General features: G+C 71.3%; 13 protein-coding genes and 1 pseudogene. 4 read left to right on the top strand and 10 right to left on the bottom strand.

Annotation, left to right across the window (positions count from 1 at the left end; all coding sequences use genetic code 11):
* Positions 1-19 precede the first annotated feature (19 nt).
* Both DI573_RS02720 and DI573_RS02715 read left to right on the top strand, forming a co-directional pair.
* Positions 20-1,114 (top strand): M4 family metallopeptidase, encoded by a 1,095-nt coding sequence (locus DI573_RS02720; protein ID WP_292810374.1) that lies wholly within the window; start codon positions 20-22, stop codon positions 1,112-1,114.
* Positions 1,095-1,430, top strand: coding sequence for a protealysin inhibitor emfourin (locus tag DI573_RS02715; protein WP_292810372.1), 336 nt, complete (start codon positions 1,095-1,097; stop codon positions 1,428-1,430). Before DI573_RS02720 ends, DI573_RS02715 begins: the two co-directional genes overlap by 20 nt.
* On the opposite strand, the gene DI573_RS02710 is transcribed toward DI573_RS02715, so the two are convergent.
* The 4 genes from DI573_RS02710 to DI573_RS02695 form a co-directional block, all read right to left on the bottom strand.
* The gene (locus DI573_RS02710; RefSeq protein WP_292810370.1) at positions 1,431-2,039 is read right to left on the bottom strand and encodes a GNAT family N-acetyltransferase; all 609 of its coding nucleotides are present in this window, start codon (positions 2,037-2,039) and stop codon (positions 1,431-1,433) included. It abuts the gene before it with no gap.
* 10 nt (positions 2,040-2,049) lie between these two features.
* Entirely contained in the window at positions 2,050-2,742 is a 693-nt protein-coding gene (locus DI573_RS02705; protein WP_292810368.1) for a uracil-DNA glycosylase, read from the bottom strand.
* A 13-nt stretch (positions 2,743-2,755) separates the two neighbouring features.
* Positions 2,756-3,250: a phosphoribosyltransferase gene (locus DI573_RS02700; RefSeq protein WP_292810366.1), complete on the bottom strand. Its 495-nt coding sequence runs from the start codon at positions 3,248-3,250 to the stop codon at positions 2,756-2,758.
* 69 nt (positions 3,251-3,319) lie between these two features.
* On the bottom strand, positions 3,320-4,105 hold the full coding sequence (locus tag DI573_RS02695) for an SDR family oxidoreductase (protein WP_292810364.1): 786 nt from the start codon (positions 4,103-4,105) through the stop codon (positions 3,320-3,322).
* 171 nt (positions 4,106-4,276) lie between these two features.
* Between DI573_RS02695 and DI573_RS02690 the strand changes: the two genes are divergently transcribed.
* Entirely contained in the window at positions 4,277-5,599 is a 1,323-nt protein-coding gene (locus tag DI573_RS02690) for a bifunctional o-acetylhomoserine/o-acetylserine sulfhydrylase (RefSeq protein ID WP_292810362.1), read from the top strand.
* Positions 5,600-5,942: 343 nt separating this feature from the next.
* The gene (locus DI573_RS02685) at positions 5,943-7,148 is read left to right on the top strand and encodes a homoserine O-acetyltransferase (protein ID WP_292810359.1); all 1,206 of its coding nucleotides are present in this window, start codon (positions 5,943-5,945) and stop codon (positions 7,146-7,148) included.
* Between the two features lie 89 nt (positions 7,149-7,237).
* Here DI573_RS02685 and DI573_RS02680 read toward each other — a convergent pair.
* The 6 genes and pseudogenes from DI573_RS02680 to DI573_RS02655 form a co-directional block, all read right to left on the bottom strand.
* A pseudogene (locus DI573_RS02680) lies at positions 7,238-8,427 on the bottom strand (MFS transporter).
* A gap of 52 nt (positions 8,428-8,479) precedes the next feature.
* Complete coding sequence (locus DI573_RS02675) at positions 8,480-8,788, bottom strand: thiamine-binding protein (protein ID WP_292810358.1); 309 nt, start codon at positions 8,786-8,788, stop codon at positions 8,480-8,482.
* Between the two features lie 29 nt (positions 8,789-8,817).
* Positions 8,818-10,068 carry a hypothetical protein gene (locus DI573_RS02670; RefSeq protein WP_292810356.1) on the bottom strand — a complete coding sequence of 417 codons (1,251 nt, stop codon included), beginning with the start codon at positions 10,066-10,068 and terminating at the stop codon, positions 8,818-8,820.
* A 9-nt stretch (positions 10,069-10,077) separates the two neighbouring features.
* The gene (locus DI573_RS02665; protein WP_292810354.1) at positions 10,078-10,941 is read right to left on the bottom strand and encodes an ADP/ATP-dependent (S)-NAD(P)H-hydrate dehydratase; all 864 of its coding nucleotides are present in this window, start codon (positions 10,939-10,941) and stop codon (positions 10,078-10,080) included.
* A 65-nt stretch (positions 10,942-11,006) separates the two neighbouring features.
* Complete coding sequence (locus tag DI573_RS02660; protein WP_292810352.1) at positions 11,007-12,053, bottom strand: hemolysin family protein; 1,047 nt, start codon at positions 12,051-12,053, stop codon at positions 11,007-11,009.
* A complete protein-coding gene (locus tag DI573_RS02655) occupies positions 12,050-13,432 on the bottom strand; it encodes a hemolysin family protein (RefSeq protein WP_292810350.1) in 1,383 nt (460 codons plus the stop codon). Before DI573_RS02655 ends, DI573_RS02660 begins: the two co-directional genes overlap by 4 nt.
* Positions 13,433-13,483 lie beyond the last annotated feature (51 nt).

Below are 13,483 nucleotides of genomic sequence, written 5' to 3'. Positions count from 1 at the left end.
CCCGCCGTACCCTCGACCCATGACCACGCCGCCGCTCGCTCCTGTGTCCGCCCCCCGCCGCGGCATCGTGCCGCCCTACCTGCTCGCCCGCATCGCAGACCAGGCGCCGGAGCGATTCGCGGTCGCCCGCCACGCCGCGCGCCAGACGCTGGCGCACGATCCCGTGCTGCGCACGCGACGGACGGCGATGGAGCTCACGGTCGATGGTGAGGGGGCGCTCGTCGCGCAGGTGCGCGACGCGCCCGACCGGGTCATCAGCGACGCCCAGCGCCTCGAGGTGCTGCCGGGGGTGACCGTGCGCACCGAAGACACCGGCCCCGTCGACGACATCGCCGTCAACCAGGCGTTCGAGGGCCTCGGCGCCACCTTCGACATGCTTCTCGACGCGTTCGAGCGGGTCTCCATCGACGGGCGCGGCGCGACCCTGCGCGCAACCGTGCACTACGGACGCGACTACGACAACGCGTTCTGGGACGGCGGGCGCATGGTCTTCGGCGACGGGGACGGGGAGGTGTTCACGGGTTTCACCGGATCCGTCTCGGTGATCGGACACGAGCTCGCCCACGGTGTCATCCAGCACACCGCCGACCTCGTGTACCGCGACCAGCCGGGCGCACTGAACGAATCGATCGCCGACGTGCTGGGCGCCCTGACCGAACAGCATCTGCGGGGTCAGAGCGCCGCCGACGCGAGCTGGCTCATCGGCGCGGGCATCTTCACACCAGAGGTCGAGGGCGTGGCGCTGCGCTCCATGCGCGCACCCGGCACGGCGTACGACGACGACATCCTGGGCCGCGATCCGCAGCCCGCCCACATGCGGGACTTCGTCGTCACCGACGACGACAACGGCGGCGTGCACATCAATTCCGGCATCCCCAACCGCGCCTTCGTCGTGACGGCGTTGACACTCGACGAGCCGGCCTGGCAGCGGGCCGGGCGGGTCTGGTACCACGCGCTCACGGGAGGCCTGGCGGCCACCGCCGATTTCGAGACCTTCGCCCGCGCCACCCTGTCCGCCGCCGTCGCGGAGTACGGTGAGAATTCGGAGGTGGCCGAGGCGGTCCGGGCGGGCTGGATCGACGTCGGCCTGTGGGATGGACGAGATCTCGTCTGATCAGGAGGCCGCCGAGGCGGCATCCGTCTCGGTTCGCGTGGCGCGCAGCGGCGGGATGGCGGGAGTCCCGCGCGTGTGGCGCGCCGATGCCACCGGGCCCGACGCCCGGTTCTGGACGGCGCTGATCGATCGCTGCGCGTGGGACGAGCAGCCCGCCGACGTCGCGACCCGCGGCGCGGACCGCTTCGTGTGGGCGATTCGCGCCCGCTGCGGGGAGACCGAGCGGACGACGAGCCTGCCGGACGGGGACGTGCGGGGGCCGTGGCGCGACCTCGTCGACGAGGTGCGCGCCCGCGGCACCGCAGGCCGCGAGTGATCAGCGGCGGAACAGGCCGCGCTTCTTGACCGGCTTCAACGACTTCTGCAGGTAGACCGTGCCGAGCCATCGGCCGAACTTGAACCCCACCCTGCCCATCCGGCCCACCTCGACGAACCCGAGCCGCTCGTGCAGCGCGATGGACGCGTCCGCTCCTCTGTCGCTGATGACGGCGACCATCTCGCGGATGCCCTGCTGCTCGCACGCGGCGATCAGCGCCTCGAGCAGCGCGCGGCCGAGGCCCTTGCCCGTCGCCGCGTGCCCGAGGTAGATGGAGTTCTCGACGGTGTAGCGGAATGCGGACTTGCCCGCCCACGGCGCGACGAGGGCGTATCCGAGGATCTGACCGCTGGGGCTCTCGGCGACGAGGAAGGGGAGCCCGAGCGACGTCAGATGATCGAACTTCTCGCGCCACTTCTTGAGCGACCAGCGCTTCTCGTCGAACGTGACGACCGAGTTGGTGACGTAGTAGTTGTAGATCTCGCGGATGTCGGGAATGTCGCGCACCTCGGCGGGGCGGATCTCGAAGGTGAACGGCCGTTCCGGCTCGGGCGGACGGCGCAGGTGACGGGGAAGCCGGCGGGGCTTGTCGTATTCCTCCTCGAGCATGGCCTACAGCCTACGCGGGCACCCGCCAGTCGACCGGTGCGGATCCCTGGTTCTCGAGCAGCTCGTTCACGCGCGAGAACGGACGTGAGCCGAAGAATCCACGCGAGGCGGACAGCGGCGACGGATGCGGCGACTCGACGATCGGCACCGCGCCCAGCATCGGCCGCAGGCCGGCCGCGTCCCGCCCCCACAGGACCGCCACGAGCGGACGCTCGCGCCCGGCGAGCGCCCGGATCGCGTGCTCGGTGACCGCTTCCCACCCCCAGCCTCGGTGCGAGGCAGGGGCCCCCGGGGCGACGGTCAGCACGCGGTTCAGCAGCAGCACCCCTTGATCGGACCACGCCGAGAGGTCGCCGTGCGGTGCGGGCGGGATGCCGAGGTCGTCCTCCAGCTCCCGGTAGATGTTCCCCAGGCTCCGGGGCAGCGGTCGGACATGGCGATCGACGGCGAACGAGAGACCGATCGGGTGACCGGGTGTCGGATAAGGGTCCTGTCCGACGATGAGCACACGCACGTCGTCGAACGGGCGGGCGAAGGCACGGAGCACTCGATCGCCGGAGGGCAGATAACCCCGCCCGCTCGCGGTCTCGACGCGCAGGCGCTCGCCCAGCGCCGCGATCTGCGGGCCGACCGGCGCGAGTTCCCGCGCCCAGCCGGAGTCGATCAGTCCCGCGCCAGCGAGATCCGCGAGCGTGCGCGCCATCGGCTCGCGCGCCTCAGGCCGCATCCTCTTCAAGCACAGAACCCTGCCACGACCAGGGGAAGTCGATCCACAGGGGGGTGTCCTTCCACGCGTAGTCGGGAACGGCGATGGTGCCGGGTTTGGTGTAGATCGTCGCCGAGCGCACGATCGCCCCCTGATCGGCCAGCAGCTTCACGGCGAGGGCGAGCGTGCGTCCGCTGTCGGCGACGTCGTCCACGAGCAGCACCCGCTTGCCACCCAGATACGTCATGTCCAGTTCCGGCGGCAACAGCTCGGGCGCGTCGAGAACCGTGCCGATGCCGGTGTAGAACTCGACGTTCAGCGCGCCGCAGTTCTTGATGCCGAGCCCGTAGGCGATCGCCCCCGCCGGCAGCAGCCCGCCGCGCGCGATCGCGACCACGACCTCGGGCACGAATGCGTCGGCGACGATCTCCCGCGCCAGATCTCGACACGCCTCGCCGAACCCGTCCCACGTGAGCGTCTCGCGCTCGCCCCTCGCCTCAGCCATCGCCGTGCTCCTTCCGGCCGGCCGCGCCGGCGCCCTCACCTGCCGCAGCGCCGTGCCCCGGCATCCCGTTCATTCGCTCGCGCCGCGCACCCGCAGCGGACCGCGGGCCAGCACATGCTGGGCGGACTGGGCGACGGGGCGCATCGTGACGAGGTCGAGGTTGACGTGCCCGGGCGCGCCGAGCGCGTACGCGATCACATCGGCGACGTCTTCGGCGACGAGCGGGGCCTCGACGCCCTCGTAGACCCGATCGGCGGCGGCGCTGTCTCCGGCCAGACGATTGAGGGTGAACTCGGGCGTCTGCACCATGCCGGGCGCGATCTCGACGACGCGGATCGGCTCGCCGCTCAGTTCGAGACGCAGCGCGCGCACGAGCATGGACTCGCCCGCCTTCGCGGCGTTGTAGCCCGCACCGCCCGGGTAGGCCACCTGCGCCGCCGTCGAGGTCACGAAAAGCGTGTCGGCATGGCCGTCTGCGGCGGCCGCGGCGCGCAACTGCGGCATGAGAGCGGCGACAAGGCGCTGGGCGGAGAGCACATTCACCTCGAACATCCACGTCCAGTCCTCGGCGAGACCGTCCTCGACGCGATCGGTGCCGCGGGCGCCGCCCGCCACGTGCACGAGCGCGTGCACCGGTCCGGAATCGGCGAGCCACGCGGCGAGCGCGTCGATGTCGGCCTGCGCGGTCAGATCGGCGGCGAACACCCCGGCACCCGTCTCGGCCTCGAGAGCTGCGAGGCGGTCCGCCCGGCGGGCCACGCCCACAACATCCCACCCGGCGCCGCGCAGTGCGCGTACCGTCGCCTCACCGATTCCCGAGCTCGCTCCCGTCACGACCGCACGTCTGTTCGCCATGCCTCCACGCTAACGCTCGCCCGAGCCCCGACACGACGCGGGGCGGGGCCGCGTCGACCTGCAGGTTACGTAACATGACCGATCCGTTGTTGACAGCATCCGGCGACCGTACTCTCGCCTGAGGCCCGGCAACCGCCACGTGGCCGAGAACCACCGACCAGGAGGACGACAATGTCCGCACCCGAGAACTGGCGTTTCGAGACCAAGCAGGTCCACTCCGGCGCCCAGCCCGACCCGACCACCAAGGCGCGCGCGACGCCGATCTACCAGACGACGTCGTACGTGTTCGACAACACCGACCATGCCGCGAACCTCTTCGCGCTGGCGGAGTTCGGCAACATCTACACGCGCATCATGAACCCGACCCAGGATGTCGTCGAGCAGCGCATCGCCGCGCTCGAGGGCGGCACCGGGGCGCTGCTGGTGGCGAGCGGCCAGGCCGCCGAGACCTTCGCCGTGCTCAACATCGCGCAGGCCGGCGACCACATCGTCTCGTCGAGCTCGATCTACGGCGGCACCTACAACCTCTTCAAGTACACCCTCGCCAAGCTCGGCATCGAGACGACGTTCGTCGAGAACCAGGACGACGCGGCCGAGTGGCAGGCGGCGGTCCGGCCGAACACCAAGCTGTTCTTCGCCGAGACGATCGGCAACCCCAAGATCAACATCCTCGACATCGCCAAGGTCGCGGGAGTCGCCCACGAGAACGGCCTGCCGCTGATCGTCGACAACACGATCGCGACCCCCTACCTGATCAAGCCCTTCGAGCACGGCGCCGACATCGTCATCCATTCGGCGACGAAGTTCCTGGGCGGACACGGCACGGTCATCGGCGGCGTCATCGTCGACGGCGGCCGGTTCGGGTGGTCGCAGAACGTCGAGAAGTTCCCCGGTCTCACCGAGCCCGACCCCTCGTACCACGGTGCGAGCTACACGACCGCGGTGGGCGACGCCCTCGCCTACGTGATCAAGGCGCGCGTGCAGCTGCTGCGCGACCTCGGCGCGTCGATCTCGCCGCAGAGCGCGTGGCTGCTCATCCAGGGCATCGAGACCCTCTCGCTGCGCATCGAACGGCACGTGCAGAACGCGCAGGAGATCGCGGAGTGGCTCGAGAACCAGGACGATGTCGCCTCGGTGAACTACTCGGGCCTTCCCACCTCGCCGTGGTACGCCGCAGCCAACACCTACGCGCCCAAGGGCGTCGGTGCGGTTCTCTCGTTCGAGCTCAAGGGCGGTGTGGAGGCGGGTCGTGAGTTCGTCAATTCGCTCACGCTGTTCAGCCACCTCGCCAACATCGGCGACGTGCGCTCGCTCGTGATCCACCCGGCATCGACGACGCACTCGCAGCTGACGCCCGAGCAGCAGCTGACGACGGGCGTGACGCCCGGGCTCGTGCGCCTGTCGGTCGGCATCGAGAACGTCGATGACCTCAAGGCCGACCTCGAGCAGGCCCTCGCGGCCGCGCGACGCGTCGCCGAGGCCGCGCGCGCCTGAGAATCCGTGTGCCGCACGCCCGGACACCCGGGCGTGCGGCACAACATTCCGGAGATCCGCGGCGGCGCCTGCACCACTGCCGCGGGATCACGAGTGTCGCCCACCCCGCGCGCACAATGCCTCCGGAATGTTGGCCCACTCGGGCCCCGCACCCGGCGCCGCACGGCGCCCGGGCACGACATCCCGCCCTGGCCCGTCGCCCGCACGATGCCCCGCGTTGGGGCGTCAGAACGACGTTGGGGCGCGCTGCTCCGCGCCCCAACGTCGTTCTGACGCCCCAACGCTGCGGGAGCGGGCGCGTAACGTGGGCGCCGCCCGCTGACCGACGCGGCAGAATGGCCTGATGGACTGGCAGACCTCCGAAGACACGGCGCCCGCGTCGCCCGTGACGGAGGCCGACGCACGCCTGCTGCGCGCCCGCCCGCCCGCCACCGGCGCCTGGCGCGACGGCGACCCGGCGGGCGACCGGCGCTTCGCGGCCTTCGGGTCGTTCCGCGCCGAGGGCGGCGAGGAACTGCCGGGCTTCCGACTCGCGTTCGAGACCTGGGGCGAGCTCTCCCCCACCCGCGACAATGCCGTCCTCGTGCTCCATGCGCTCACCGGCGACAGCCACGTGCGCGGCGAAGCGGCCCCCGGCCACCCCACGGACGGCTGGTGGTCCGACATCGTCGGCCCGGGCGCCCCGATCGACACCGATCGCTGGTTCGTGGTCGCGCCGAACATGCTGGGTGGATGCCAGGGCTCGACCGGTCCCGCAAGCATCGCTCCCGACGGCTACGAATGGGCCTCGCGGTTTCCGTACCTCACGATCCGCGACCAGGTCGCCGCACAGGTGCGCCTCGCGGACGCCCTCGGGATCGACGTGTGGGCGGCCGTCGTCGGCGGATCCATGGGCGGCATGCACGCGCTGGAGTGGGGCGCCGGCCATGCCGAGCGGGTCACGCGCTTGGCGGTGCTCGCCGCTCCCCCCATCAACACCGCCGACCAGATCGCGCTGAACTCCGTGCAGCTCGAGGCGATCGCCATCGACCCGCGATTCCAGCGCGGCGAGTACTACGACTCCGCCGACGGCGACGGTCCCCATCGCGGACTCGCGCTCGCCCGCCGCATGGCGCTGTTGAACTACCGCAGCCCCACCGAGTTGAACCAGCGTTTCCAGCGCTCCTGGCAGTCGGGAGTGAGCCCGCTCGGCCACGGCGGCCGGTTCGCCGTCGAGTCCTACCTGGACTTCCACGGCAACCGGTTCACGCGCCGTTTCGACGCCAACAGTTACATCACGCTCGTCGAGGCGATGAACTCGCACGACGTGGGGCGCGACCGCGGCGGCGTCGAAGAGGCGCTGCGCGCGGTCACCGCCCGCACACTCGTGCTCGGGATCGACAGCGACCGGCTCTTTCCGGTCGAGGGTCAGCACCGCATCGCACGCAGCATCCCCGACACCCTCGACGGCGACCGCGCGACCGTGATCACGAGCGACTTCGGCCACGACGGCTTTCTCATCGAGACGGATGCCGTCAGCCGGCACCTGCGTCGACTCTTGGACGCCTGAGCCCGGCGCCGTCCCGCCCCGGCGTAGCCCGCCGCGCCCCCGGCGCCCGCCCCGCCCCGCCCGCCCCGCCCCGAGGTGGCGAGCCACGGTCAGAGCGTGCGCATCGGTCCGGTTGCGGAGAGCTCGCGTCGCTCGACGACCTCCGGGGAATCCGACACGGACGACGACGCCAGCGCGAGCGCGTCCGCGCGTCGCTCGAGCCCGAAGCTCAGGACGGCGACGCCGAACCCAGCCACCGCGAGCGCGACGCCCACCCAGGCGGGCATCACGAAGCCCCATCCGGCGGCGATGACCAGTCCGCCGAGGAAGGCCCCCATGCTGTTGCCGATGTTCAGGGCCGAATGGTTGAGGGCCGCGGCAATGGACTGGTTGTCGCCCGCGACATCCATCAGGCGGGTCTGGATCACGGGGCTCGTCAGCGACGACGCCGCTCCGACCAGGAAGACGAAGAGCACGAGCGGCACGATCCAGGCCGCAGTCAGGGCGAGCAGAGATTGCACGACCGCGAGCGCGATGAGTCCGCCGAGCAGCGTGCGCCGCAGGTCGCGGTCGGCGAAGTACCCGCCGAGCAGGTTGCCGAGCGTCATGCCCAGTCCCATCACGACGAGCACGAGCGGCACCGTCCACTCGGGGCTTCCCGAGACCTCGGTCACCAGCGGCGCGATGTAGCTGTAGACCGCGAAGAAGCCGCCGAATCCGATCGCACCGATCGCGAGGGCGAGCCACACCTGACCGATGCGGAAGACCCGCAGCTCGCCGCGGAAGGTGCGGCTGGGGTCACCCGCGTGGCGCGGGGTGAAGACGGCGAGCATGACCGCCGCGAGCGCGAAGATCGCGGCGACGACGGCGAACGCCGCCCTCCGAGCACGTCCGCGGCGATGAGGGCACCCATGCCGAAGAACGCCCCGTGCGGCAGACCTGCCAGCAGGCGCGAGAGGGCGACGAGCTCGAAGGTGGGCGCCACGACGGTCAGCGTGGTGAACAGCGACAGCGCAGCCGCCAGACCGAGGATCACGAGGTGCCTCGGGTAGCGCGCCGCGAGACCCGAGATCGTGGGGGCCCCGATGACGACGCCGAGCGCATACAGGGTGATGAGCCAGCCCGCGTCGGCGATGGCCCGGTCGGGCGAGATCGCCCAGACGTCGGGCAGCAGGTCCTGTGCGATGTCGGGCAGCAGGCCCATGACGGTGAACTCGGTCATGCCGATGCCGAAACTGCCGACGGCGAGCGAGAGGAGCGCCCACGCCGCCGCCCCCCGCGTGCGAGAAGTGGGGGTCACAGGGGCGAGTCTAACGCACCGATCGAATCGATTCGACGAGGGATGCCGGAGGTCAGGGCGTGTCGTCGATGGCGCGCTCGAGGCGCTCGATCTTGCCGTCGAGCTCACCCGTGAAACCCGGGCGGATGTCTGCTTTGAGAACGAGCGAGACACGGGATCCGAAGGGCAGCACCGCCTCGGTGGCCGCACGGACGACGTCGAACACCTCGTCCCATTCCCCCTCCACCTCGGTGAACATCGACGTCGTGCGGTGGGGCAGGCCGGAGTCGCGGACGACCCGCACCGCGGCGGCGACCGCGTCGTGCACGGATCCGTCGGCACGACCGGTGCCGCTGGGGGCGACGCTGAAGGCGATGAGCATGAGGACCTCCGGGGATTCGAGGGAAGGGATCAGGACGAGGGTGCGTACCGCGCGTCGGCCTCGGCGCCGGGTGCAGCCGGCCGCCGGATGCGGGCCCGCCGCACGGGCACGCGCGCGAGGTGCACGAGAACGAGCACGAGCAGACCGATCACGAGCGCATTGCGGGCGGTCAGTACGGTGGCGGCGAAGGAGTCGGCGGCCAGCAGCCCGCCGTAGGTCAGCGGGTACACGGCCATGGTGAGGGCCGCGACGATCAGCGCCAGAGCGGCGGGCAGTCGCGCGGCCGTGCGATCGAGCACGATCCACAGCACGAGCGGCGCGATCAACCAGGTCTGGAACTGCGGCGACCCCACCTTGTTCACGACGATCAGCACGAGCACCAGCGCGAGGGCGAGCGGCGGCATCAGCCGGGCGAACGACGCGCCTCGCCAGGCCTTGATGGCGCCGAGCACAAGCACCGCGCCGACCGCGCACGCGAGCAGCGGCGTCATGAGGGCGATCACGACGTCGACCTCGGGACCCGCGACCTGGAAGGTGAGCATGTCGCGGTCGTAGTAGATGAAGGACCCGTCCTCGCCGAGGACCGCGCGCCACAGGTAGAACGCGCTCACCGGTGCCTCGAGCTGCAGACCCCGGCCCGTCTGTCCCGTGACGAAGCCCAGCGCGTGCGCGGCACCCCCCGCCGCGACGATCGCACCGAGCACGGCGAGACTGACCGCCGCAGCGGACACGATGACCGAAACCCGGCGGCGAACCGCGACCGCGGCCGCGGCCACCAGCGCGGCGGGCCAGACCTTGATCCACGCACCCGCGGTCAGGAGCGCGGCCGCGAGCACCGGCCGGCGGGCCAGCAGAAGCAGCGCGACCACCGCGATCGGCACGGTGATCGCGTCGATCCGGTACATCCCGATCGGCCCCAGCAGCAGCGCGAACCCGAGCCAGAACCACGCCGCCCGCACACGACCGCGCGATCGCGCACGGCCGACGAGCACGGCGAAGGCGACAGCATCCAACGCCGTCACGAGCACCGCCCACGCGATGATGTACCCGCCTGCCCACGACAGCGCCTCGGCGAGGAGCATCGGGACGAGGGCGAGCTGCGGGTAGACGAAGCTCGAGTGGATGCCCGGGATGCCGGACCCGCTGAGCGTCGACGCCGCCCACGGTTCGTACACGAGATACACATCGCCCATCGGCTGGTTGGGCAGCAGCCAGCCGAGCGCGGCGACGATCAGATGCACGGCGGCGAACGCCGTCCACAGCAGCCCCCGCCTCGACACCCGACAATCCTAGGCGCGCGGGCCCGCGCCGCCGCCGAGCAGGTCGCCGATGACTCGCGGCAACGCCTCGGCGACCTCGAGCGCGACGAGGGGATGCCCGGGGCCGTGTCCGTCCGGATCCCCGGCCGCGCGCCGCCCGGCCACGCCGTGCACCCACGCCCCGGTCGCGGCCAGCGGCCCGAGCGTCTCGACGTCGAATCCCTCGCGCTCGCTCGCCGCCGCGATGATCGCCCCGAGGACGCCGGCCAGCACATCTCCCGTCCCCGCCGTCGAGAGCCACGGGGTTCCGGAGCGGATGCGGGCGCACCAGCCGCCGGGTGTCGCGACGATCGTCTCGGCGCCTTTGCGCAGCACGGCGGCACCGAGCACCGAGGCCGTGCGGCGCACCGCGTCGACATCGGCGCCCGCATCGGGGTCGAGCCCCAGCATCCGTCGCAACCGCGCGAACTCGCCCGCGTGCGGGGTCACGAGCACGGGAGCGGTCGCTGCGGCGGCGAGATCCAGGGCCCCCGCGTCGACGACGACCGGCGTCTCTGCACCGAGCAGGTCGCGAAGGGCCCGCTCCTCCTGCGCGCTGCGATGCTTCGGGTCGGTTCCCGATCCGATCACCCAGGCCTGCACGCGCCCCGCGGCGAGCACCGTCTCGGGGCGCCGGGCGAGCACCGCGCGACCGACCTCGGGCTCTCCGACGTAGCGCACCATGCCGGCGCCCGCGCGCCACGCGGCCTCGACACCCAGAACGGCCGCACCCGGATACGCCGGCGAACCCGTGCGCATCCCGACGACGCCGCGGGTGTACTTGTCGTCGCGATCGGCCGCGGCGCGCAGGTGCGCGGCGGCGTCGGCTCGCGACCACGACCCGGAGTCCTGCATGCCTTCACGCTACTCCGCGGCTCCGAGACTCCGCGCCGACGCGCGCGGGGCCTCCGGTCCGGCGGTCAGACGCGCCGGGTGGCGTCCTGCACCTCGCCGACGAGCTCCTCGATGATGTCCTCGAGGAAGAGCACGCCCGTGGTGCGCCCCTCCCCGTCCCGCACACGGGCCAGGTGGCGGCCGGCGCGACGCATCGTGGCGAGGGCGTCCTCGAGGTCTGTCGTCTCCTGCACGGGGATCATGTGGTGCACCCGCTTCGAGGGAACCGGCTCGTCCAGACGCGCATCGGAGACATCCGCCTCGCGGAGGATGTCCTTGAGGTGCACGTAGCCGACCGGCTCGCCGCCGGCGTCGACGATCACGTAGCGCGAGTAGCCGTGCGTGGCGACCGCGCGCTCGATCTCGAGCGGCGTCGTCGTCTCGGGAAGGGTGACCAGATCGTGCAGGGGCACCGCGATGTCGCGGGCCTTCTTGTCGGTGAACTCCACCGCGGCGAGCACCGCTCCGGTGGAGTCATCGAGCACGCCCTCGCTCGTGGACTGGTTCACGATCGTCGCGACCTCATCGAGCGTGAACGTCGACGCCGCCTCGTCCTTCGGCTCGACTCGGAACAGGCGCAGCACGTGGTTCGCGATCCAGTTCAGCGTCCAGATCACCGGGTGCAGCATCCGGGCCACCCACACCAGCGGCGTCGCGAGCAGCAGCACCGCGCGATCGGGGAGGGTGAAGGCGAGGTTCTTCGGCACCATCTCGCCGAACACGACGTGCAGGTACGACACGATCAGCAGCGCGACCACGAAGGCCGTGACATCGACCGCCGCCTCGGGCAGGCCCGTGAGGGAGAAGGGGATCTCGAGCAGGTGGTGGATCGCGGGCTCGGAGACGTTCAGGATCAGCAGGGAACACACGGTGATACCCAGCTGCGAGGTCGCGAGCATGAGGGTCGCGTGCTCCATGGCGAACAGCGCGGTCTTGGCGGCGCGGGAGCCCTTTTCCGCCAGAGGCTCGATCTGAGACCGTCGCGCCGAGATCACGGCGAACTCCGCGCCGACGAAGAACGCGTTGACCGCGAGCAGCACGACCAGCCAGATGATTCCGGCCCAATCGCTCATCGTGCACCCCTCTCGCTCGCCACGCGGTCCCTGAGGATGCGCTGCGGTCCCGTCATCTGAGCGGTGTCGGCCTCGGGCTCGGGCTCCGGGTCGGGGGTGAAGCGCACGCGGTCGACGCGTCGTCCGTCCATGCGCTGCACCGACAGCATCCCGCCCTCCAGACGGACCTCGTCGCCGACGACGGGGATGCGTTCGAGCTCGCTCATGAGGAAGCCCCCGACGGTGTCGTAGACCTCGCCCTCGGGCACGCGGATGCCGGTGCGGTCGATGAGCTCGTCGGGGCGCCAGTTGCCGGGGAAGGTGATCGAGTCCTTCTGCCGCACGATGCCGGCGCGGCTGCGGTCGTGTTCGTCGGCGACCTCGCCGACGATCTCCTCGACGAGATCCTCGAGGGTGACGACACCGGCGGTGCCGCCGTACTCGTCGACGACGATCGCCAGCTGATAGCCGCGCGCGCGCAGCTCGGCGATGAGGCCGTCGAGGTGCACCGTCTCGGGCACGCGCAGCGGCTCGCTCGCGAGGGCGCCGGCCGGCACTTCGGCGCGGCGCTCGCGCGGCACGGCCACGGCAGCCTTGAGATGGACGACGCCGACGATGTCATCGAGCGACTCGCCGAAGACGGGGAATCGGCTGTGCCCCGTGCGCCGGGCGATCTGGATGACGTCGTCGGCCGAGTCGTCACGGGAGAGGGAGTGCATCGAAGGGCGCGGCGTCATGACATCGGCCGCGCTCAGACGGGAGAAGAGCAGGGTGCGGTTCAGGAGCGACGCGGTGTCCTGCTCGAGCACGCCGGCGCTCGCGGAGCGCCGCACGAGGGAGGAGAGCTCCTCGGCCGTGCGGGCGCCCGAGAGCTCCTCCTTGGGTTCGATGCCCATCGAGCGGAGGATGCCGTTGGCCGAGCCGTTGAGGAGGGCGATCGCGGGCCGGAACACGGCCGTGAAGGCGACCTGGAACGGGATGACGAGCTTGGCGGTCTGACGCGGCAGCGCCAGGGCGAAGTTCTTGGGCACGAGCTCGCCGACGATCATCGACAGCACCGTGGCGACCGTGACCGCGACGATGACCGCGAGCGGGGAGACGAGCCCCGAGGGAAGCCCCCACCCCGTCAGCACCGGCCGGAGGAAGTTCGACAGTGCCGGCTCCATCGTGTATCCGGTCAGCAGCGTCGTCAGGGTGATGCCCAGCTGCGCGCTGGAGAGGTGCGTCGAGGTGATCTTCAGCGCGCTGATGGTCAGCGAGAGCCGTGTCTCGCCGCGATCGCGGCGCGCCTCGAGGTCGGCGCGGTCGAGGTTGACGAGGGCGAACTCGCTCGCCACGAACAGGCCGGTGCCCACGATCAGCAGAAGCCCCACGCCCAACATGATGTAGTCGTACGTCATGCGTCAGCCCCTCGGATGCGAGAGAGCGGGCGGTGGGGCGTGCGTCTGCAA

Source organism: Microbacterium sp. (assembly GCF_003248605.1).
In the GTDB taxonomy this organism is placed as follows: domain Bacteria; phylum Actinomycetota; class Actinomycetes; order Actinomycetales; family Microbacteriaceae; genus Microbacterium.
This window is presented reverse-complemented; position numbering and strand designations above follow the sequence as displayed.

Excerpts from the sequence above, each read along its gene's own strand:
- DI573_RS02720 (WP_292810374.1), top strand. The coding sequence starts at position 20 with ATGACCACGCCGCCGCTCGCTCCTGTGTCCGCCCCCCGCCGCGGCATC.
- DI573_RS02715 (WP_292810372.1), top strand. The coding sequence starts at position 1,095 with ATGGACGAGATCTCGTCTGATCAGGAGGCCGCCGAGGCGGCATCCGTC.
- DI573_RS02710 (WP_292810370.1), bottom strand. The coding sequence starts at position 2,039 with ATGCTCGAGGAGGAATACGACAAGCCCCGCCGGCTTCCCCGTCACCTG.
- DI573_RS02705 (WP_292810368.1), bottom strand. The coding sequence starts at position 2,742 with ATGGCGCGCACGCTCGCGGATCTCGCTGGCGCGGGACTGATCGACTCC.
- DI573_RS02700 (WP_292810366.1), bottom strand. The coding sequence starts at position 3,250 with ATGGCTGAGGCGAGGGGCGAGCGCGAGACGCTCACGTGGGACGGGTTC.
- DI573_RS02695 (WP_292810364.1), bottom strand. The coding sequence starts at position 4,105 with ATGGCGAACAGACGTGCGGTCGTGACGGGAGCGAGCTCGGGAATCGGT.
- DI573_RS02690 (WP_292810362.1), top strand. The coding sequence starts at position 4,277 with ATGTCCGCACCCGAGAACTGGCGTTTCGAGACCAAGCAGGTCCACTCC.
- DI573_RS02685 (WP_292810359.1), top strand. The coding sequence starts at position 5,943 with ATGGACTGGCAGACCTCCGAAGACACGGCGCCCGCGTCGCCCGTGACG.
- DI573_RS02675 (WP_292810358.1), bottom strand. The coding sequence starts at position 8,788 with ATGCTCATCGCCTTCAGCGTCGCCCCCAGCGGCACCGGTCGTGCCGAC.
- DI573_RS02665 (WP_292810354.1), bottom strand. The coding sequence starts at position 10,941 with ATGCAGGACTCCGGGTCGTGGTCGCGAGCCGACGCCGCCGCGCACCTG.
- DI573_RS02660 (WP_292810352.1), bottom strand. The coding sequence starts at position 12,053 with ATGAGCGATTGGGCCGGAATCATCTGGCTGGTCGTGCTGCTCGCGGTC.
- DI573_RS02655 (WP_292810350.1), bottom strand. The coding sequence starts at position 13,432 with ATGACGTACGACTACATCATGTTGGGCGTGGGGCTTCTGCTGATCGTG.